This is a genomic window from Streptomyces sp. DvalAA-14 (assembly GCF_900091855.1).
Lineage (GTDB): Bacteria > Actinomycetota > Actinomycetes > Streptomycetales > Streptomycetaceae > Actinacidiphila.
This window is the reverse complement of the sequence record NZ_FMCH01000184.1, coordinates 1-20,242: the sequence shown is the minus strand read 5'-3', so window position 1 is coordinate 20,242 and position 20,242 is coordinate 1. Positions and strand designations below refer to the sequence as shown.

Below are 20,242 nucleotides of genomic sequence, written 5' to 3'. Positions count from 1 at the left end.
GGAGATGCCAGGCGTGAGCGACGTCAACACCACCACGGCACCCGACAGCGGCTCGTCCGCGACACTGACCCGCCTGGAGCAGGAGGGTGAGATCGCCGCGGACTACCTGGAGGGGCTGCTGGACATCGCCGACCTCGACGGTGACATCGACATGGACGTCGAGGGAGAGCGCGCCTCGGTCTCGATCGTCGGCGACACCGCCAGCCGCGAGCTGAACAAGCTGGTCGGCCGGGACGGCGAGGTGCTGGAGGCGCTCCAGGAGCTGACCCGGCTCGCGGTGCACCGGGAGACCGGTGAGCGCAGCCGGCTGATGCTGGACATCGGCGGCTTCCGCGCCCGCAAGCGGACCGAGCTGGCGAAGCTGGGCGCGAGCGCGGCGGCCGAGGCGAAGGAGACCGGGCAGCCGGTGAAGCTGGACCCGATGACGCCGTTCGAGCGCAAGGTCGTGCACGACGCGGTGGCGGCGGCCGGGCTGCGCAGCGAGTCCGAGGGTGAGGAGCCCCAGCGCCGGGTGGTCGTTCTCCCGGTCTGACGCCCCTCCCGAGGCAGCCGCGCTCGCGCCGCCTGTGCTGTCCGCTCTGTCGGCCCCGTCTGTTCGCAGGCGGGGCCGAAGCTTGTGAGCCTGATCGTGTACGTGTGGTGTTGCGCACACGGTCGGGCTTGATACGTCTGGTGTCTGGTGTCTCATGTCTGGTGCAGAACCGAGGAAAGGACAGTCCCCGTGACCGAGGCAGCAGCGGAGCTTCCCGCGCCGCCGGAGCAGGCCCGGACGGTCTTCGGCGAACGGTTCGCCGACGCGCTGCGCTACGCGGAACTGCTCGCCGACGCGGGGGTGCGGCGCGGGCTGATCGGGCCGCGGGAGGTTCCCCGGCTGTGGGAGCGGCATCTGCTGAACTGCGCGGTGCTGTCCGAGGTCATCGACGAGGACGTGTCGGTCTGCGATGTGGGCTCCGGGGCCGGACTGCCCGGGATTCCGCTGGCGCTGGCCCGGCCGGATCTGCGGATCACGCTGCTGGAGCCGCTGCTGCGCAGGACCACCTTCCTCGAAGAGGTGGTCAGGCTGCTCGGGATCGCGAATGTCACGGTGGAGCGGGGCCGGGCCGAGGAGATGGTGGGCAAGCTGCCGCCGGTGGACGTGGTCACCGCGCGGGCGGTGGCGCCGCTGGAGCGGCTGGCCGGCTGGGGGCTGCCGCTGCTGCGGCCGCACGGCGAGATGGCGGTCCTCAAGGGCGACACCGCGGAGGCGGAGCTGAAGGCGGCCCGGGCGGCGCTGAGCCGGCTGGGCGCGGTGGACGCTGTGGTGGTCCAGGTCGGTGAGGGCATCGTGGACCCGATGTCCACGGTGGTGCGGGTGCTGGTCGGGGAGAGTCCGGGCGGTGTGCGGGCGGCGACCCGCAGGGCGAAGGCGGCGCGGGCCAGTCGCGGACCGCGTGGTGGGGTCGGCGGTCGGCGCCGCCGCTGATTCGCCGGGGCACTGAGCTGAGTCGCTCGGGACGCTGAGCCGGGGCGGCGGGTGGCGGGGCGGCGGCAGCAAGGTGCGGGCGCGCGCTGCGCCATACAAACGGCCAAAACGACATAATCCGGAGTGTCTACGGAGATAGCAGCGCGGCGCTGTGCATCGTGTTCCACGTGAAACGTCGCTCGCTGCTTCCCGGAGTGCTCAGCCGCGGCCGTGCCGCAGCTGAAGCCCGTGCCAATAAACCCGTTAAGACGACCGCCGCTGTGGACAGTTCTCGGGATTTATCCACAGGCGGCCCGGCCTCGCTGGTTCAGCACCCCTCGGGCATGGCAGGCTCTTCTCATTGCGAGCCTGAAGTCGAGGAGAGTGAGTCCTTGCGGTCCGACGCCAACATCGCGGGGCCGATGGCCGATCCGGTCCCCGGTCCCCGCTCAGCTGATTCAGCCGGGGGACCCTATTCCGGGCCCCCGGGGTTCGGGGGTGATGTTTCACGTGAAACATTGCCTCCCATGGATGACACCCCCATCGGTCGCGCCGCCCAACTGGCTGTCGAAGCGCTGAACCGCACCGGTGAGGGACTGCCCAGGCCCGCCCAGACCAGGATCATGGTGGTCGCCAACCAGAAGGGCGGGGTCGGCAAGACCACGACCACGGTGAATCTGGCGGCATCCCTGGCCCTGCACGGCAGCCGGGTGCTGGTGATCGACCTGGACCCGCAGGGCAACGCCTCCACGGCGCTGGGCATCGACCACCACGCCGAAGTCCCGTCCATTTACGACGTGCTGGTGGAGAGCAAGCCGCTCTCCGACGTCGTCGTGCCGGTGGTCGACGTGGAGGGCCTGTTCTGCGCGCCGGCCACCATCGACCTGGCGGGCGCCGAGATCGAGCTCGTCTCCCTGGTGGCCCGCGAGAGCAGGCTCCAGCGGGCACTGGAATCCTACGAACAGCCGCTGGACTACGTCCTGATCGACTGTCCGCCCTCGCTGGGTCTGCTCACCGTGAACGCCATGGTGGCGGGCGCCGAGGTGGTCATCCCGATCCAGTGCGAGTACTACGCCCTGGAGGGCCTCGGCCAGTTGCTCAAGAACGTGGACCTGGTCCGCGCCCACCTCAACCCGAAGCTCTTCGTGTCGACGATCCTGCTGACGATGTACGACGGCCGGACCCGGCTGGCCGCCCAGGTCGCCGAGGAGGTCCGGACGCACTTCGGCAAGGAGGTGCTGCGGACCAGCATCCCGCGGTCGGTGCGCATCTCGGAGGCACCCAGCTACGGCCAGACCGTGCTGACCTACGATCCCGGATCCAGCGGCGCCCTGTCCTATCTGGAGGCGGCCCGGGAGATGGCACTGCGCGGGTTGCCGGGCAGTGTGGCCGTGGAGTACGACCCGCAGGGCGAGCACAGTGAGCACAACCCGCACAGCATGTCGGAGGGCATCCAGTGAGTGATCGACGCAGAGGGCTCGGCCGTGGTCTCGGCGCGCTGATCCCGGCCGCGCCGCAGTCGACCGGCACATCGCCGTCGTCAGCATCCGTCCTGACACCCGAGCGTGGTGTCGCGGCGGCCAAGGTGACCGGTCTGGTGGACCGGGGCGCGGCCGAGTCCGCCCCGCCGGTGGTGGACATCCCTGTTTCACGTGAAACAGAGCCTGATCCGTCTCCGCAGCGGGCCCCGGTGGAGGGGGCCTATTTCGCGGAGCTGGAGCTGGACGCGATCACGCCGAACCCGCGCCAGCCGCGCGAGGTCTTCGACGAGGACGCGCTGAACGAGCTCATTGCCTCCATCAAGGAGGTGGGTCTGCTGCAGCCGGTCGTGGTGCGGCAGATCGGCACCGACCGCTTTGAGCTGATCATGGGCGAGCGTCGCTGGCGGGCCTGCCGCGAGGCCGGCCTGGAGCGGATCCCGGCGATCGTCCGGGCGACCGACGACGAGAAGCTGCTGCTCGACGCCCTGCTGGAGAATCTGCACCGGGCCCAGCTCAATCCGCTGGAGGAGGCCGCCGCCTACGACCAGTTGCTGCGGGACTTCGCCTGCACCCACGAGCAGTTGGCGGACCGGATCGGGCGGTCCCGTTCCCAGGTCTCCAACACGCTGCGGCTGCTGAAGCTGTCGGCTCCGGTACAGCGCCGGGTGGCGGCCGGGGTGATCTCCTTCGGCCACGCGCGGGCCCTGCTCGGACTGGACGACGCCGAGGAGCAGGACAAGCTGGCCAACCGGGTGGTGGCCGAAGGGCTGTCGGTCCGGTCGGTCGAAGAGATCGTGATGATGATGAACGGCGACGACAAGCCGGCCCGGAAGGCCGCGGCCCCCCGGGCCGGCAAGCGGATCTCGCCGGCGCTGACCAATCTCGCCTCGCGGCTCTCCGACCGGTTCGAGACCCGGGTCAAGGTCGATCTGGGCCAGAAGCGGGGAAAGATCGTTGTTGAGTTCGCGTCCATAGAGGATCTGGAGCGGATCCTCGGGGCGATGGCTCCCGGCGAGGGCAAGGTGCTTGAGAGCCGGCTCGACGAAGAACCTGAGGACGACGACGCGGAGTGAGGGACGGGCACCCCGGCTGAGCCGCCGGGGTGCCCGGGGGCTGCCTGCCCGAGGACGGTTCGGTTCGCGACAGAAACGGGGTCTTGGCCACATGGGACGTCGGCTGGTACCACTCACTCTGGACAATCTCCCGGACCTCCCCAAACCCTGCCGCCGCTGCGTGTTCTGGGAACTGGACCCGGTCAGCGGCGAGGCCGCCGTGCAGGCCGGCAAGCCCGAGCTGGAGAAGGAAGCCTGGATCTCCGCGGTCCTGCTGGAGTGGGGTTCCTGCGGCCGGGTCGTCTATGTGGACGAGGCGCCGGTGGGCTTTGTGCTCTACGCCCCGGCCGCGTATGTACCCCGCTCGACGGCTTTCCCGACCAGTCCGGTCTCGGCGGACGCCGTGCAGCTGATGACCGCTCGGGTCCTGCCGGGCTATCAGGGGCAGGGCATCGGGCGAGTACTGGTTCAGACCGTCGCCAAGGACCTGGTCCGGCGCGGCTTCAAGGCGATCGAGGCGTTCGGCGACGCCAGGTGGGACGCGCCCGGTTGCGTGCTGCCGGCCGACCATCTGACCGCGGTCGGCTTCAAAACAGTTCGTCCGCACCCGCGTTACCCCCGGCTGCGGCTGGAGCTGCGTTCCACGATCTCCTGGAAGGAAGACGTGGAGATGGCGATCGACCGTCTGCTGGGCGCCGTCCAGAAGGAGCCCGCGCTGCGACCGCTCTAGGCGGCCGGGTCGCTCACTGAGTGGGCGGCACGCAAACGGCGGCGGCCGGTCACTGTTCCACGTGGAACAGTGACCGGCCGCCGCCGGTGTCGTGTCAGCCGATGAAGTCGGCGAGGTCGCGCTCCAGAGCGGCACGCGGCTTGGCGCCGACGATGGTCTTCACGACCTCGCCGCCCTTGTACACGTTGAGGGTCGGGATGGACATCACACCGTACTTGGCCGCGGTGACCGGGTTCTCGTCGATGTTGAGCTTGACGATGGTGATCTCGTCCGGGTGCTCTGCGGCGATGGCCTCCAGCGAGGGGGCGATCTGGCGGCACGGGCCGCACCACTCGGCCCAGAAGTCCACCAGCACGGGCTTGTCGCTGGCGAGTACCTCGTCGGCAAAGGTCTCATCGGTTACGGGCTTGGTGTTGCCGGCCACGGCGGTCTCCTCAGGGTCGTGATGCGTTACGGAGGGGTGATGGGGCAGAAGCGGATCAGGCGGTCTTCTCGGCGTCGGCAAGCGCCGCCAGGTAGCGCTCGGCGTCCAGCGCGGCGGAGCAGCCGGTACCGGCCGCGGTGATCGCCTGGCGGTAGCTGTGGTCCACCACATCGCCGGCCGCGAAGACGCCGGGGATGTTGGTGCGGGTCGTGGGAGCCTGCACGGTGAGGTATCCCTCGGCGTCCAGGTCGAGCAGTCCCTTGAACAGCTCGGTGCGCGGGTCGTGGCCGATGGCGATGAACAGCCCGGTGACGGGCAGCTTGGAGGTCTCGCCCGTCCTGGTGTTCCGCAGGGTCAGCCCGGACAGCTTGCCGTCGCCGTGGATCTCCGCGACCTCGCTGTCCCACACGAAGGAGATCTTCGGGTCGGCGAACGCGCGCTCCTGCATCGCCTTGGACGCGCGCAGGCTGTCCCGGCGGTGCACGATCTTCACCGACTTGGCGAACCGGGAGAGGAAGGTCGCTTCCTCCATCGCGGTGTCGCCGCCGCCGATGACCGCGATCTCCTGCTCACGGAAGAAGAAGCCGTCACAGGTGGCACACCAGGAGACGCCGCGCCCCGAGAGCTGGTCCTCGTTGGGGAGGTTGAGCTTGCGGTGCTGCGAACCAGTGGTGACGATGACGGTCTTGGCCCGGTGCACGGTGCCGGCCGAGTCGGTGACGGTCTTGATGTCACCGCTGAAGTCGACGGCGGTCACGTCGTCCGGGATCAGCTCGGCGCCGAAGCGCTCGGCCTGGGCCCGCATGTTGTCCATCAGATCCGGGCCCAGGATGCCGTCGCGGAACCCGGGGAAGTTCTCCACTTCGGTGGTGTTCATCAGCGCGCCGCCGGCGGTGACCGATCCTTCGAACACCAGCGGGTTGAGCGAGGCACGCGCCGTATAGAGCGCCGCGGTGTATCCCGCGGGCCCCGAGCCGATGATGATGACATTACGGACGTCGCTCACGGGTGTCTTCCTCGTCTCTGCGGACTGCTGTGGGGACCATTGCTGGACTCACGTCCTGCCTAACGGATCCTACGGGCCCGGCATTCCCCTGGCAGTGCGCCGCCCTGGCTCAGCGTGGATAGGTGCTCCGGAAGAGCAGTACGCCCGGGCTGGAGGCCGTACAGGAGGCATTCACCACGTAGGCGTCCACCAGGGAGCTGTCGTCGGGATGCGACAGGACGACCAGGTAGGAATCGGTGCCCCGGAAGAGATAGCGCTCCGCGGTGAGCAGCGGCTGGGACTGCCGGGTGCCCTTGAGGACACACGAGGGCACGCCGCTCGCCGCGTCGGTCCCGCCGGCCGCAGTAGTGCCCCGGTCGAGCATCGGGGAATTGCCACCCTTGCCGGGGGTCCCGACGGACGCCGGGACGCGCTTGCCGAGCAGTTGCCGCACCTGGGCGGCCACCTGGTCCGCGACGGGGCCGGCGGCCGGTACGGCGGACGATCCCTCGACCTTCTTCATGGAGCTGGAGGCGTCGTCGCCGCCCGAGCCGCCCCCGCCGCTGGACGCCGCCTCGTACAGGGCGCCGGTCAGAAGAGCCACCCCGGCCACCGACGCGGCCAGCAGCAGTCCGGGCCGTCGCTTGCGCGGGCGCGGATCGCGGTAGACGGCGGGCGATGTTTCACGTGGAACATGGGTGCTCGACGATGTTTCACGTGAAACACGCTGACTCGGCAAGGTGGCGTCGAGCAGGGCCTCGGCGGCCAGCGCCGCGTCGATCCGGCCGGCCACGTCGGCGGGCATCCGGGTCGGCCCCGGCAGTGTGCCCAGCAGGTCGCGGATCTCCGTCAAGGAGGCCAGGACGTCCGCACACAGGGCGCAGCCGGTGAGGTGCTCCCGGACTTCGGCGGCGCGCCGGGGTGGGAGCAGCCCCTCGGTCAGGTCGGAGATCTCGGTGACCTCGGGATGGGGGTCCGTTCCCGAACCCGTCGTCGCTGTCATCGGTGGCCACCTCCGCCCTGCTCTGTTCCCGTCTCTGTGACGGATGTCCCCTCCGCCCGGTTCCTTCCCCCGCTGTCGACGGCGCTATCCATGCCGTCGGCCCGCAGATGGGTGAGGAGCGGCAGCAGCCGGGCGCGCCCGCGGGCGCATCTGCTCTTCACGGTGCCGGTCGGCACGTCCAGCAGCGCGGCAGCCTCGGCGACGGGGTAGCCCTGCATGTCCACCAGGACGAGGGCGGCCCGCTGCTCGGGCGGCAGCGTGGACAGTGCAGCCAGTAGTTCCCGGTGGAGTTCCCCGCGCTCGGCCGGCGCCTCGGCCGACTCGTGCGGCTCCATCAGGGCCTCGAAGTTCCCGTCGTCGGCGATCGGGGCGGTGCGGCGGGATGCGGTCCGGCGAACGCGGTCCAGGCAGGCGTTCACCGTGATCCGGTGCAGCCAGGTGGTGACCGCGGACTGGCCGCGGAAGGTGTGGGCGGCCCGGAACGCCGACACCAGCGCGTCCTGGACGGCGTCCGCCGCCTCCTCCCGGTCGCCGAGTGTCCGCAGCGCCACCGCCCACAGCCGGTCCCGGTGCCGGCGCACGAGCTCACCGAAGGCATCGGGCTCGCCCGCCACGTGGCGGGCGAGCAGTTCGGCGTCGTCGGCGTCCGCGAACGGGTTTCCCTGCACCGTCGGCTCCCCCCGTCCGCCGTGCGCTCAGCCCGTGACGCTGATCTCGGTGACCTTGCCGCGGTACTGGCCGTCATCCGTCAGCGGCAGCTTGGTCAGCCATACCAGCAGGAAGCGCGAGGTCAGCTTGGCACCGGGTTTCAGGGTCACCTCGGTGCCGTCCCCGCCGGCCACCTTCGAGAACGCACCGAGATCGGTGGGCATCGTGGTGGTGCCCGCGGAGGCCGCCATCAGCTGGACCGAGGTGTCCCCCAGGAAGCCGACCTTCACCGCGCTGACGTTGTGGGCGCTGCCCAGGTCCAAGATGATTCCGACGCCGGACTTGAGCCCCCCGAAGTCGGGTCGGCCCAAATAGTTCTGGGTCTGCCAGAAGGTGGACGGGTCCTTGTCGAACGCCTTCGGCACCTGGGTGGGGTTCTCGCCGTTGCTGCCCTGCGGGTCGAAGTCCTTGCCGCGGACGATGGCGACCGGACCGACCGCGGGCCGGGCGGCCTGCTGCTGACCGCCGCCGTTCTGGCCGGCCGGCGGGGTGCTCCCGGACCGGTTCTCGTTGGACTGCAGCGCGTCCGCCAGCTGCCAGCTGCCCAGGCCGATCGCCACGATCACCAGCACGGCGACAGCCCACTTCAGTGCCTTGCCGGTACGGCCGGGCAGCGCGGGAGGCAGTACTTCGGGCGCGTTCAGCGGCGCCCGGGCCGGGCGGCCGGGCGCCGGGGGCGGCTGCTGGAAAGCGGCGGGCCGGTACACTGGCGCGGCATGCTCCGGCGGCCGGATCCGGGGGACGCCCGCGATGGCCTTAGCCAGCTCCTCCGGGGTGGTGCAGGGCGGCTCCTCCCGGGAGGCGGTCGCGCCGTCGTTCACCAGCGCGCGCATGGCGACCTCGGACAGACCCCGGTGGATGCCCGCCCGGACCTGGTCGGGTGCGACCAGGCCGACGCCCTTGGGCAGGCCGGTGAGGCCGTGCGCGTCCTCCTCGTAGGGCCAGCGCTGGGTCAAGGAGGCGTAGAGCAGCGCACCGATCGCCTCGGTGTCCTGCCGCTGGGGCCCCTCCGAGTTGAGCCCGCGCAGCGCGGCGGCGACGGCCAGCCCGCGGATGCGGTACTGCCCGGAGACCGTCCGCAGTACCGCGCCCGGGTCGAGGCGCAGATGCGCCAGTCCCTCGCGGTGCGCGGCCGCCATGCCCTGGGATACCTGACTGGCCATCTGGTACGCCTCGTGGGGCTCCAGCGGACCGGCGATCAGCAGGTCGGCCAGCGAGGTGGCGTCGGGCAGCCACTCGTGGATGACGTACACCAGGTCGTTCTCCTCGACGGCGTCGAGGACTTGGACGAAGCGCGCGTCGCCGAGCAGAGCGGCGGAACGGGCCGCTGCCATCACCTGGCGGGCGCGTGCGTGGTCGGCGGGCAGGATGTGGATGCCGACCGCGCGGCGGAGCTTCTCGTCCACCGCGCGCCAGCTGCTGAAGCCGTCCACCCGGGTCACGCATTCCGCCAACTGGTAGCGGCGGGCCAGCTTGTGACCGCTGTGCAGTTCCGGCGGTGTGCTGCGGGCGGCGGGACGCACGGGGTGCGCGGCGCCGCCGGTCGCGGTCGCGGCTTTGACTTCGGCTTCGGCTTCGGCTTCGGTTTCGCCTTCGGCCAGTGCGGCGGCGGGCTTGTCGGGTCCGCCGGCGGTGTTCACGCGGTCCGGCCCGGCTTCGCCGGGGGTGTCGGTGTCGGGCGCGGCGGCCCGGGTGTTGTCGCCGGTCGCCGCGTCCGCGGCGAGCAGGACGGTGGTCGGCTGCTCCTCCGCCGCGGCCGAGGCCGCGGCGCCGTCGGTTGTGCCGTCGGTCTGGTCATCAGTCGTCGTTCCGCCGGATGTGGCGTCGCCCAGTTGCGCGACAGGCGGCGTCTCGCCGCCCTCATTGGCCACTCCGACGGCGGCCGTGCTCCGATCCGCCACCGTCGTTCCTGCCTCCCCATCCATTGCGCGATCTCACGTCCAGCCGAAGACAATTGTGCCCGCACTCCACCGCTATGCACGACACACAGAGGGCCGTGATGGTTGCGCGGCAGCGCGCTCGGGGTGGTTCGCCGCCGGGATCAGCGTCCGAGGCGGCCCCGCACCATACCGATCATCGCGGTCATCTCCTCGATCCTCATCCGCTTGGCGGCGACGACGAACAGACCGAGCAGCAGCACACCGCCGACCAGGAGGGCCGCGAAGGATCCGACCGCGCCGGTGCCGAGCGCGCCCCGGACGATGTAGACCGCGACTCCGGCCACGGCCGCGGCCGGGATGCAGGCACCGACCAGCCGGGCGTAGGTCCGGATCACCCGCCGCCCGTCCAGGTCGCCGTTGAGACGGCCGCGCAGCCGCTTGGCGGCCACTCCGACGCCGACCGCGTAGGCGAGGCCGTAGGCGAAGCCCATGCCGACCACGGCCCAGCGGGCCGGCAGCACCAGGAAGCAGATACCGGCGGCCGCCGCGTTGACGGCGGCCACGATCACCGTGTTGTAGAAGGGGGTGCGGGTGTCCTCGAAGGCGTAGAAGCCGCGCAGGATCACGTACTGCACCGAGAAGGGGATCAGGCCCACGCCGAAGGCCATCAGGATGAAGCCGATGTTCATGGCGGAATCGGCGCCGGTACTGGCGTAGAGCAGTCCGCACATCGGCACGCCGAGGGCGAGGAAGGCGAAGCCGGCCGGCACCATGGCCACCGCCGAGGTGCGCAGGCCGTAGGAGATGTCGTCGCGGACGGCGGTGACGTCCCCGTCGGCGGCGGCCCGGGAGATCCGCGGCAGGACCGCCGCCATCACCGAGACGGTGATGATGGCCTGCGGCATCTGCCAGATCAGCAGCGCGTTGTTGTAGGCGGTGATGCCGGTGCCCTGGTAGCCGTCCTTGTCGGCGTTGGAGCCCGCCCAGGTGGCCAGCTGGGTGACGACGATCAGGCCGGCCTGATTGGCCAGGACGAAGAAGAAGGTCCACTTGGCGAGCTTGGCGGCCTTGCCCAGGCCGTGCCCGCGCCAGTCGAACCGGGGCCGGAACTTGAAGCCGGCGTCCCGCAGGTAGGGCAGCATCGCCAGTGACTGCACGACCAGGCCGAGCAGTGTGCCCAGCCCCAGCAGCCGGGCGCCTTCCGGGGTGATGGTGGTGGCGTCCATCCGCGTGGTGCTGTAGGAGCCGTAGACCCAGATGAACATCAGGAAGGTGAAGATCACCACGATGTTGTTCAGGACCGGCGTCCACATCATCGCGCCGAAGCGGCCGCGGGCGTTGAGCACCTGGCCCATCACCACGTGCACGCCCATGAAGAAGATGGTCGGCAGGCAGTAGCGGGCGAAGGTGATCGCCACGTTGTAGGTGTCGGGATTGTCGGCGATCTTCGCCGACATCAGCCGGACCAGCAGCGGCGCCGCGATCACGGTGACCGCCACGATGCCGCCGAGCAGCACCATCACGACGGTGAGCAGCCGGTTGGCGTACGCCTGGCCGCCGTCGTCGTCGTCCTTCATCGCGCGGACGAGCTGCGGGACGAAGACGGAGTTGAGGCCGCCGCCGATGGTGAGGATGTAGATCATCGTCGGCAGTACGTTGGCCACCGCGTAGGAGTCGCCGAGGGTGGCGACACCGATCGCGGCGGCGATCACCAGCGTGCGGACGAAGCCGGTGACGCGGGAGACCAGGGTGCCCGCCGCCATCAGGGCGCTGGACTTCAGGACACTGCCGGCCCGCCCGCCACTGGTGGCGGGGGCGGCGACGGGCACCGCGGCGGTCGCGTCCAGCGGTGCCTCGGCGGCTGTCCCGACAGCGGGCCCGGCGGGCGGACCCACCGGGCCGGCCGGGCCGCCGGGCCCGCCCGGCTGCTGCCCCTGAGGCTGCTGGTACGGGTAGCCGTACCGCGGGTCGTAGCCCTGTTGCCCGTACCCGTGGGCGCCCTGCCCGTACTGGGTCTCGTTCCACTGCGGGTCCACGTAGGCGGGGAACTGGCCGGTCTGGTAGACGCTCTGCCCGTAGGCCGGCTCCTGGTAGGTCGGCTCCGAGAAACCCGTGCCCGTGTTGTCCGCGGGCGCCTGCGGATACGCCTGCGGGTAGCCGTACGGCTGCTGCTGTTGCGGCTGCTGGTAACCCTGCTGGGGCGGGTACTGCTGCTGCGGATAGCCCCCCTGGTCGGGGTACGGCTGCTGCGGGGGCTGCTGGCCGTAGTTCTGCCGCGGATCCGGCTGCTGCGGCTGCTGGTGCGGCTGCTGGTGCTGCCGCGGGTCCGGCTGCCGAGGGTCCTGGGGCTGCGCCGGAGCGCCGCCGGCACCCTGCTCGCGGAAGAGATGGGCGTACGGGTCTTCCGGCTGCTGCTCCTGGCCCGCCCGGCTGACGAGGTCGTCCACTCCTACGTACTGGGTGGCCGCGTTGTCGCCGTAGGGCATCTGCGGGTAGCCGGAGCGCTGCCAGTGCTGGCCGCCGTCCGGCTCGGGCGGCGGCGGTGGGTGCGCGGCCCGGTCGTAGAGGGCCTCGTCCACCGGGTCCTGCGCTGTGGGCCCCTGCTGCTGGTAGGGGTCGTAGGCGTAGGTGTTCTGCACATAGGGGTCGGGTGGAGCGGGACGCTGCTCGGGCTGGGGAGGCATCTGGCCCGCAGAGTCGCGATCACCGTCATACGGCGCGTTCATCAGTGCCCCACCTTATTGTCCGCCGGCTATCCGTCCACCTTCTCACCTGTTGACGACGGCTCCGGACTTTGCGGTGAGGTGTCAGCCGCAGGGTCACCCGGCTGCCCCGCTCCGGCGCCTTGCATCTCACCGTCGCCCTCGTCCCCGCCGCTTCCGCCGGCGCCGCTCGTTTTCCCGGAACCGCCCTCGGAACCGCCGTCACCGCCGTCGGCAGCGGCCTGGCGCTTGCGCTGACGGTAGATCCGGACCCCCGCGAGCACCAGCAGCAGAAGTCCTGCCGCGATGATCAGCATCACCAGGTCGGTGACCTTGGTGATCTTGATGTTGAAGGTGACCGCGTCGTCCTTCGAGCCGTACAGGGCACCGTTCGCGGTGTAGAGGCTAGCGGTGATCCCGACCTTGCCGTTCGCGGTGGCCGTGGTCTGGAACTTCAGAGTACGGCTGTGTCCGCCGTCGACGGTGATCGGCTGCAGCGGATTCTTGATCTTCAGCCGGATGTGGGAGTCGGAGGTCAGCCGCAGGGTCAGCCCGGTGATGGGCTGGCCGAGGTCGTTCTTCACGGTCACCGGGATGGTGCCGCTGCGGCCGGACAGCGTCAGCGGGGTCTTCTTCAGGACATGGACCGCCCCCATCAGCTCCCCGAGGTACTCGTTGATCGAGTTGCGGAAGCCGACGGCGCTGGTGCGGTCGGTGGGATCGGCGGGGTCGGTGGCGCCCTGCGGTGCGAGCCGCCAGCCGGTGGACATCGCCCGCAGCATCGCGTTGCTGAACGGAACCGTCACCCGGTCCTTGATGGTGAGAATCCCCACGAAGCCGTTGAGCTCGGCCTGCGTCCCGCCGAGCTTGCCGAAGTACGGCGCGGACAGCTCCTGCCGGCGCAGTGACTTCGGGTAGGCGGCGGCGGAGGGCACCTTGTGGGATGCCTTGGGGTCCGGGGTCGACTTGGCGGCGTCGTTGAAGGACACGGTCTCGGCCCAGGAACTGTTGTCGACGACCTGGGTGATCGCGGCCGCCATCGCCTGCGCCTGCGAGACCGACGGCGTCCGCTGCGGGGCGACCAGCACGTCCCGTTGCCGCTGCGGGGCCTGCATGGTGATCAGCAGCGTCTGGGCGACGAAGTTCTGCACCGCGGCCTGCGCGGCGCCGGCGTAGAGCATGTTGCCGCTGAAGGCGTTGGACAGCGAGGCGTCGGCGACCACCGCGGTGGTGCCGCCGCCGATCGGCCGGGGCGCCGACGGTGTGTAGCCGACCGCCCCGTCGGAGAAGGTGTCGCTGCGGGCGATGATCCGGCTCGCTCCGCTGTTGCGGGCCACCGACACGATGGACGGGTCTATGGCGCCGTTCACCGGCCAGGCGACATTGGCGTCGGACTTCACTCCGAGGATCGTGTCGGTGGTGATCTTTCCGAGGCTGAGCCCGGTCTTGACGCGGTCCACGGCCTTGAGAGGGCCGGCGCCGTGCTGCGCGTCGGCACCGGTCGTGGCGGCGTGGTGCGCGAGCGAGGCGATGTCGGTGTCGCCGAAGGGCAGCGAGATCACCTGGGGGGCACCCGAGACGGCGGTACGCAGGGCGTTCAGCCAGTTCTTGGCGTCGGCGGTGCCGGTGCCGAGGGTGGTCCTGACGATGTGCCCGGAGGCGTCCTCCTCGGCCACCACGCGGTAGGGCTTCGTCATCGCCTCCACCGACGCGAGCAGATCGGGGTCGACGACCCAGGTGACCGGCAGGTCCTTGGCCAGGTCCACCATCTCCTGGAGCCGGCCGCCGGGCTTGAGCTCGTCGGCGAGCTTGTCGTCGAGGAAGATCGGGCTCTGCTGGGAGTCGCTGTCGCCCTGCGGCGCGATGTGCGGCTTGTCGATCAGCGGCCACAGATAACTGATCCGGGTCGGCTTGGCGTCCCCCTGCTGATACCAGGGCAGGAAGGTCCGGGCGATGCCGAGCACGTGCTGGTAGGGCTCGGGCGCGGTCTGGCCGTCGAGGGTGACGGACAGCTGGTAGACGCCGCTGCTGCCGAGCCCGAGGGCGCTCACCGGGATCTTGAGGCTGAAGGCGGTGGTGAGTCCGGCGCCGAGGTTCTCGACGTGCGCGGTGTGCCCGTCGATGTCGGCCGAGCCGTCCAGGTCGGAGTTGTAGCCGCCGCGGTTGAGGACGTCCTTCACCGCGCTGCGGGTGCCCAGCGGGCCGCCGCTGCCCAGTCGCACGCCGATGTGCGCGTCGGTGATCTCGGACCTGCTGTTGTTCACCACGGTGCCGGAGACGGTCAGTGAGCCGTCCGAGGCCGGTACGGCGGGCTCCAGGCCGTTCAGGCTCAGTGCGGCGGTGTGGGAGCCGGTCGGCGTCCGCGCCTGCGAGCCGGTCGCCTGGACGCCTTGCAGGAGCCCTGTGAGGAGGGCGGCCCCGGTCAGGAGCGCCATGAACCGCGGCAGTCGCCGTCGTCGGTCCCACGGGGCTCTTCCGAGTGCCTGTGCCGCCTCGCCCACGCGTTCGCCGTCCCTCGTCGTCGTCGGTCGTCGCTCGTCCGTCGGATGTGCGTGCTGGCATGTTAACGAGCGGCGCTGTGGCAAAGTGCTGCGGAGTCCAGCATGCGGCAGCGCGGGAAATCCCGGCGCCGGGGGCCGCTGCGGACCCGTACCCTTTTGCGTTGTGCCGAATGCCAACAATGCCGCCCAGACCCAGCAGACCCCTCACGAGGTCGAGCCCGTAGCCGAGGATCTCGGCCGGCGCTTCCGTGACGCAGGCTTCCAGCTCGCCCTTGTCGGCGGATCGGTCCGGGACACCTTGCTGGGCCGGCTGGGGCACGATCTCGACTTCACCACCGACGCGCGGCCCGAGCAGGTGCTGAAGATCCTCCGGCCCTGGGCGGACGCGGTGTGGGAGGTCGGCATCGCCTTCGGCACCGTCGGCGCCCGCAAGGACGAGGCCGGGCCCGCCGGGCGGAGCTTCCAGATCGAGATCACCACGTACCGCTCGGAGTCATACGACCGCACCTCGCGCAAGCCCGAGGTCTCCTACGGCGACAGCATCGAGGACGACCTGGTCCGCCGCGACTTCACGGTGAACGCGATGGCGGTCGCGCTGCCCGGCGGCGCCTTCATCGACCCCTACGGCGGCCGGGGGGATCTGGCGGCCCGCACACTGCGCACCCCTGGTACGCCCGAGGCGTCCTTCTCCGACGACCCGCTGCGGATGCTGCGAGCGGCCAGGTTCGCCGCCCAGTTGGACTTCACGGTCGCGCCCGAGGTGGTCGCCGCGATGACGGAGATGGCCGACCGGATCGGCATCGTCTCGGCCGAGCGGATCCGCGACGAGCTGAACAAGCTGATCCTGTCCGACCACCCCATCAAGGGGCTGCGGCTGCTGGTGGACACCGGGCTGGCCGACCGGGTGCTGCCCGAGCTGTCGGCGCTGCGGCTGGAGCTGGACGAGCACTTCCGGCACAAGGACGTCTACGAGCACAGCCTGACCGTGCTGGAGCAGGCCATCGACCTGGAGACGGACGGCCCCGACCTGATCCTGCGGGTGGCCGCGCTGCTGCACGACATCGGAAAGCCGAGGACCCGGCGCTTCGAGCAGGACGGCCGGGTCTCCTTCCACCACCACGAAATGGTGGGAGCCAAGATGACCAAGACCAGGATGACGCAGCTGAAGTACCCCAATGACCAGATCAAGGACGTCTCCCGGCTGGTCGAGCTGCACCTGCGCTTTCACGGCTACGGCAGCGGCGAGTGGACCGACTCCGCGGTGCGCCGGTACGTGCGGGACGCCGGGCCGCTGCTGGAGCGGCTGCACAAGCTGACCCGTTCCGACTGCACGACGCGCAACAAGCGCAAGGCCGAGGCACTGTCCCGTACCTACGACGGCCTGGAGGAGCGGATCGCGGAGCTCCGGGAAAAGGAGGAGCTGAACGCGATCCGCCCGGACCTCGACGGCAACCAGATCATGGCGATCCTGGCGGTTCCGCCCGGTCCGGCGGTCGGGAAGGCCTACCAGTATCTGCTGGAGCTGCGGCTGGAGAACGGCCCCCTGGGCGAGGAGGCGGCGACCGAGGCCCTCAGGAAGTGGTGGTCGGAGCAGGGCTGAGCCCGGCCTCGGCGGTTGCGATGTTCCACGTGGAACACGGGTCGATGTTCCACGTGGAACATCGCCGGCACGCGGCGCTCCGAGCCGCAAAGCCCACGAAGCCCGCGAAGGCCGTGAAGCCCGCGAAGAGGGCCCGTTGTTCCACGTGGAACAACGGGCCCTCTTCGCACGGTCCGGCCCCTACGTGCGCAGACCCGCGTTGTCCGGCGTCAGCCTCTCGACCCGGATGACGGTGACCGCGACGGCGGCGTAGATGAGGGACAGCGCGATGATCAGCGCGGCGGACCGGCCGTCCGGTGGCAGTACCAGCGCCGCGACCGCCGCCGCGCCGACGAAGGCGACATTGAAGGCGACGTCGTAGAGCGAGAAGACCCGACCTCGGTAGCCGTCCGCGATCCGGGTCTGCACCACGGTGTCGGTCGCTATCTTCGCCCCCTGCGTGGTGACGCCGAGCGCGAAGGCGGCCAGCATCATCGGAGCCGGGGTGAAGGTCAGCGCGAGCGGGGGCAGCAGGACCGCCGAGGCCGCCGAGCAGCCGGTGATCCAGCCCGCGGCGCCGAAGCGGGCGGTGGCCCAGGAGGTGATGACCGCCGCCGCGAAAAATCCGGCGGCCGAGATGCCGACCGCGAGACCCAGCAGTGCCAGTCCGGCGTCGCTGTCGGACGGGTCGGACCAGGCGTAGCGGCAGAGCATCAGCAAGGTGACGGTGAGCGCGCCGTAGCAGAACCGCATGGCTGTCATCGCGGACAGCGCCTGCCGGGCGGCGGGGCGCTGCCGCAGATACGCCAGGCCGTCGGCGAGTCCGCGGGCGGTGGAGGCGAGGGCGGCGCCGAGCCGTGGGCCGTTGTCCAGCAGGTCCGGCCCCAGCAGTTCGCGGCCGAGGGTGAGGGCGGACAGTCCGGCGCACAGGTACAGCGCGCCGCCGAGCAGCACGGTGGCCGCGTTCGCGCCGGCGCCCGAAGGAAGGAACAGGTGCACCAGGAAGGCCGCGCCGCCGCCGACCGTTGCCGCGAGGGTGCCCGCGGTGGGTGTGAGCGAGTTGGCGGTCACCAGCCGTTCGGTGTCCACCACCCGGGGCAGCGCGGCGGACAGTCCGGCCAGCACGAAACGGTTGACGCCGGTGACGGACAGCGCGGACAGATAGAACAGCCAGGCCGGCACATGCAGCAGGATCAGCGCGGCGGTGCCGCAGGACAGGAGCGCGCGCAGCAGATTGCAGTAGAGCAGCACCTGCCGGCACCGCCAGCGGTCCAGCAGCACCCCGGTGAACGGCCCGAACAGCGAGTAGGGCAGCAGCAGTACGGCCATCGCGGAGGCCACCGCGCCCGGCGATGCCTGCTGTTCGGGGGAGAAGACCACGTAGGCGGCGAGCGCGACCTGGAAGACGCCGTCGGAGAGCTGGGACAGCAGGCGCACCACCAGCAGCCGTCTGAAGTCGGGCAGCCTCAGCAGGACCCGCAGATCGCGCGCAACGGACATGGGACCAGCCTCACACGACAGGGAAGGCCCCGGGGAAGCACCCCGGGGCCTTTCACCTGTGCCGGAATCAACAGATCATGCGGAATCCGCTGATCAGCGCTCGACCTCGCCGCGGATGAACTTCTCCACGTTGTCGCGGGCCTCGTCGTCGAAGTACTGCACCGGCGGGGACTTCATGAAGTACGAGGACGCCGACAGGATCGGGCCGCCGATGCCGCGGTCCTTGGCGATCTTCGCGGCACGCACCGCGTCGATGATGACGCCGGCCGAGTTCGGGGAGTCCCAGACCTCGAGCTTGTACTCCAGGTTCAGCGGGACGTCGCCGAAGGCGCGGCCTTCGAGCCGGACGTAGGCCCACTTGCGGTCGTCGAGCCACTGGACGTAGTCCGACGGGCCGATGTGGACGTTCTTGGCGCCCAGGTCGCGGTCGCGGATCTGCGAGGTGACGGCCTGCGTCTTGGAGATCTTCTTGGACTCCAGGCGCTCGCGCTCCAGCATGTTCTTGAAGTCCATGTTGCCGCCGACGTTCAGCTGCATGGTGCGCTCCAGCACGACACCGCGGTCCTCGAAGAGCTTGGCCAGCACGCGGTGCGTGATGGTCGCGCCCACCTGGGACTTGATGTCGTCACCGACGATCGGCACACCGGCCTCGGTGAACTTGTCCGCCCACTCCTTGGTGCCGGCGATGAAGACCGGGAGGGCGTTGACGAAGGCGACCTTGGCGTCAATGGCGCACTGGGCGTAGAACTTCGCCGCGTCCTCGGAGCCGACCGGCAGGTAGCAGACGAGGACGTCGACCGCGCGGTCCCGGAGGATCTCGACGATGTCGACCGGGGTCTCGTCGGACTCCTCGATGGTCTCGCGGTAGTACTTGCCGAGGCCGTCGAGGGTGTGGCCGCGCTGCACGGTCACACCGGTCTGCGGCACATCGGCAATCTTGATGGTGTTGTTCTCGCTGGCACCGATGGCGTCCGCGAGGTCGAGACCGACCTTCTTCGCGTCGACGTCGAAGGCGGCGACGAACTCGACGTCACGCACGTGGTAGTCACCGAACTGCACGTGCATGAGACCAGGCACCTTGCCGTCCGGGTCGGCGTCCTTGTAGTACTCGACACCCTGCACCAGCGACGTGGCGCAGTTGCCTACGCCAACGATGGCTACGCGAACCGAACCCATACCGGTTGCTCCCTGTTTGATCGTCACGCGGTTCCCCGGTCCCCGGGTCGGCCGCCGTTCTCTTGGTTGTTGTCGTGCTCGTGCTCGGCGGAGGGCCGCTCGACGCGTCCGGTCCGCTCGGTCTCGATCAGCTCATTGAGCCAGCGGACTTCGCGCTCCACCGATTCCATGCCGTGCCGCTGCAGCTCGAGCGTGTAGTCGTCGAGCCGTTCGCGGGTGCGTGCCAAGGAGGCACGCATCTTCTCCAGGCGCTCCTCCAGACGGCTGCGCCGCCCTTCCAGGACACGCATCCTGACGTCTTTCGACGTCTGGCCGAAGAAGGCGAAACGGGCGGCGAAGTGCTCGTCCTCCCAGGCGTCGGGGCCGGAGTGGGCGAGCAGCTCCTCGAAGTGCTCCTTGCCCGCGGCCGTCAGCCGGTAGACGATCTTCGCCCGGCGGCCGGCGAGGGGAGCGGCGGGCGGATCGCTGTCCGCCGCCGTCTCCTCGATCAGCCAGCCCTGGATGACCAGCGTCTTCAGACAGGGATACAGCGTCCCGTAACTGAAGGCGCGGAACACCCCGAGCGAGGTGTTGAGCCGCTTGCGCAGCTCGTAGCCGTGCATCGGAGACTCCCGAAGCAGTCCGAGAATCGCGAATTCGAGGATTCCCGAGCGCTTGCTCAATCCCTCGTCCCCTCGTCCGCGTACCGAGCGGCCTGCTGCCGCCCGTCCCGGTCCGGCTACCGTGTTGACAGTGTCTCAGCCCGATGTATCGAGCCGATACATCGTGACGATAGAACGGCCCGACACATCACGCAAGGCGAGTTGCGGTGAGCGGCGTCACATCGGCGAATCTGTGAGTCCCCAACTGTCCGATATGCGATGAACGTTCGTGTCCCGAGCCTTTTGAGCGTGCGTACTCTGTTCGGCATGCGAAGCACGGGGAACCCTGGGACGCCCGCACGCGTCTTGATCCTCGGTGCGGTGCGACCTGACCCAGTCGCACGCAGGGGGACCGACCCGAATGTCATCGTTGCCTTCAGGCCATCCCGCCTGTCGAGGAGTAGCTGTTCATGAGCGAGCACCGTCGCAAGCCGCCGCC

The 20,242-nt window shown here is 70.1% G+C and carries 16 protein-coding genes; 6 read left to right on the top strand and 10 right to left on the bottom strand.

All coding sequences use genetic code 11. The annotated features are described in order from the left end of the window. The first annotated feature begins 13 nt into the window (after positions 1–13). The 5 genes from GA0115240_RS09025 to GA0115240_RS09005 all read left to right on the top strand — a co-directional run bounded on the left by GA0115240_RS09025 (position 14) and on the right by GA0115240_RS09005 (position 4,704). Positions 14–532 (top strand): Jag family protein, encoded by a 519-nt coding sequence (locus GA0115240_RS09025; protein WP_256069621.1) that lies wholly within the window; start codon positions 14–16, stop codon positions 530–532. A 189-nt stretch (positions 533–721) separates the two neighbouring features. Next, positions 722–1,462, top strand: coding sequence for a 16S rRNA (guanine(527)-N(7))-methyltransferase RsmG (gene rsmG / locus GA0115240_RS09020; protein WP_093736135.1), 741 nt, complete (start codon positions 722–724; stop codon positions 1,460–1,462). Positions 1,463–1,785: 323 nt separating this feature from the next. Then, positions 1,786–2,901 (top strand): ParA family protein, encoded by a 1,116-nt coding sequence (locus tag GA0115240_RS09015; protein ID WP_093736134.1) that lies wholly within the window; start codon positions 1,786–1,788, stop codon positions 2,899–2,901. After that, a complete protein-coding gene (locus tag GA0115240_RS09010) occupies positions 2,898–3,995 on the top strand; it encodes a ParB/RepB/Spo0J family partition protein (RefSeq protein WP_093736133.1) in 1,098 nt (365 codons plus the stop codon). Before GA0115240_RS09015 ends, GA0115240_RS09010 begins: the two co-directional genes overlap by 4 nt. A 91-nt stretch (positions 3,996–4,086) precedes the next feature. Further along, positions 4,087–4,704, top strand: coding sequence for a GNAT family N-acetyltransferase (locus GA0115240_RS09005; protein WP_093736132.1), 618 nt, complete (start codon positions 4,087–4,089; stop codon positions 4,702–4,704). Positions 4,705–4,798: 94 nt separating this feature from the next. Here GA0115240_RS09005 and trxA read toward each other — a convergent pair whose 3' ends face one another. From trxA to GA0115240_RS08970, 7 genes are all read right to left on the bottom strand, one after another. After that, entirely contained in the window at positions 4,799–5,128 is a 330-nt protein-coding gene (gene trxA / locus GA0115240_RS09000) for a thioredoxin (protein ID WP_093736131.1), read from the bottom strand. 55 nt (positions 5,129–5,183) lie between these two features. Then, positions 5,184–6,134 (bottom strand): thioredoxin-disulfide reductase, encoded by a 951-nt coding sequence (trxB, locus tag GA0115240_RS08995; RefSeq protein ID WP_093736130.1) that lies wholly within the window; start codon positions 6,132–6,134, stop codon positions 5,184–5,186. Between the two features lie 109 nt (positions 6,135–6,243). Further along, positions 6,244–7,116, bottom strand: coding sequence for an anti-sigma factor family protein (locus GA0115240_RS08990; RefSeq protein WP_093736129.1), 873 nt, complete (start codon positions 7,114–7,116; stop codon positions 6,244–6,246). After that, entirely contained in the window at positions 7,113–7,784 is a 672-nt protein-coding gene (gene sigM / locus GA0115240_RS08985) for an RNA polymerase sigma factor SigM (protein WP_093736128.1), read from the bottom strand. Before sigM ends, GA0115240_RS08990 begins: the two co-directional genes overlap by 4 nt. A gap of 27 nt (positions 7,785–7,811) precedes the next feature. Next, positions 7,812–9,725, bottom strand: a complete 1,914-nt coding sequence (locus GA0115240_RS08980) for a protein kinase family protein (protein WP_093736127.1) — start codon at positions 9,723–9,725, stop codon at positions 7,812–7,814. Between the two features lie 140 nt (positions 9,726–9,865). Next, complete coding sequence (gene murJ / locus GA0115240_RS08975; protein WP_093736126.1) at positions 9,866–12,430, bottom strand: murein biosynthesis integral membrane protein MurJ; 2,565 nt, start codon at positions 12,428–12,430, stop codon at positions 9,866–9,868. Between the two features lie 26 nt (positions 12,431–12,456). Further along, entirely contained in the window at positions 12,457–14,841 is a 2,385-nt protein-coding gene (locus tag GA0115240_RS08970) for a DUF6049 family protein (protein ID WP_093736125.1), read from the bottom strand. Positions 14,842–15,070: 229 nt separating this feature from the next. Here GA0115240_RS08970 and GA0115240_RS08965 point away from each other — a divergent pair, with 229 nt between their 5' ends. Continuing rightward, positions 15,071–16,507, top strand: a complete 1,437-nt coding sequence (locus GA0115240_RS08965) for a CCA tRNA nucleotidyltransferase (RefSeq protein ID WP_093736124.1) — start codon at positions 15,071–15,073, stop codon at positions 16,505–16,507. Between the two features lie 180 nt (positions 16,508–16,687). On the opposite strand, the gene GA0115240_RS08960 is transcribed toward GA0115240_RS08965, so the two are convergent. The 3 genes from GA0115240_RS08960 to GA0115240_RS08950 form a co-directional block, all read right to left on the bottom strand. Continuing rightward, positions 16,688–17,986 (bottom strand): MFS transporter, encoded by a 1,299-nt coding sequence (locus GA0115240_RS08960; RefSeq protein ID WP_093736123.1) that lies wholly within the window; start codon positions 17,984–17,986, stop codon positions 16,688–16,690. A 93-nt stretch (positions 17,987–18,079) separates the two neighbouring features. Then, positions 18,080–19,162 carry an inositol-3-phosphate synthase gene (locus GA0115240_RS08955; RefSeq protein WP_093736122.1) on the bottom strand — a complete coding sequence of 361 codons (1,083 nt, stop codon included), beginning with the start codon at positions 19,160–19,162 and terminating at the stop codon, positions 18,080–18,082. Positions 19,163–19,185: 23 nt separating this feature from the next. Further along, positions 19,186–19,824 (bottom strand): PadR family transcriptional regulator, encoded by a 639-nt coding sequence (locus GA0115240_RS08950; protein WP_093736121.1) that lies wholly within the window; start codon positions 19,822–19,824, stop codon positions 19,186–19,188. Positions 19,825–20,242 lie beyond the last annotated feature (418 nt).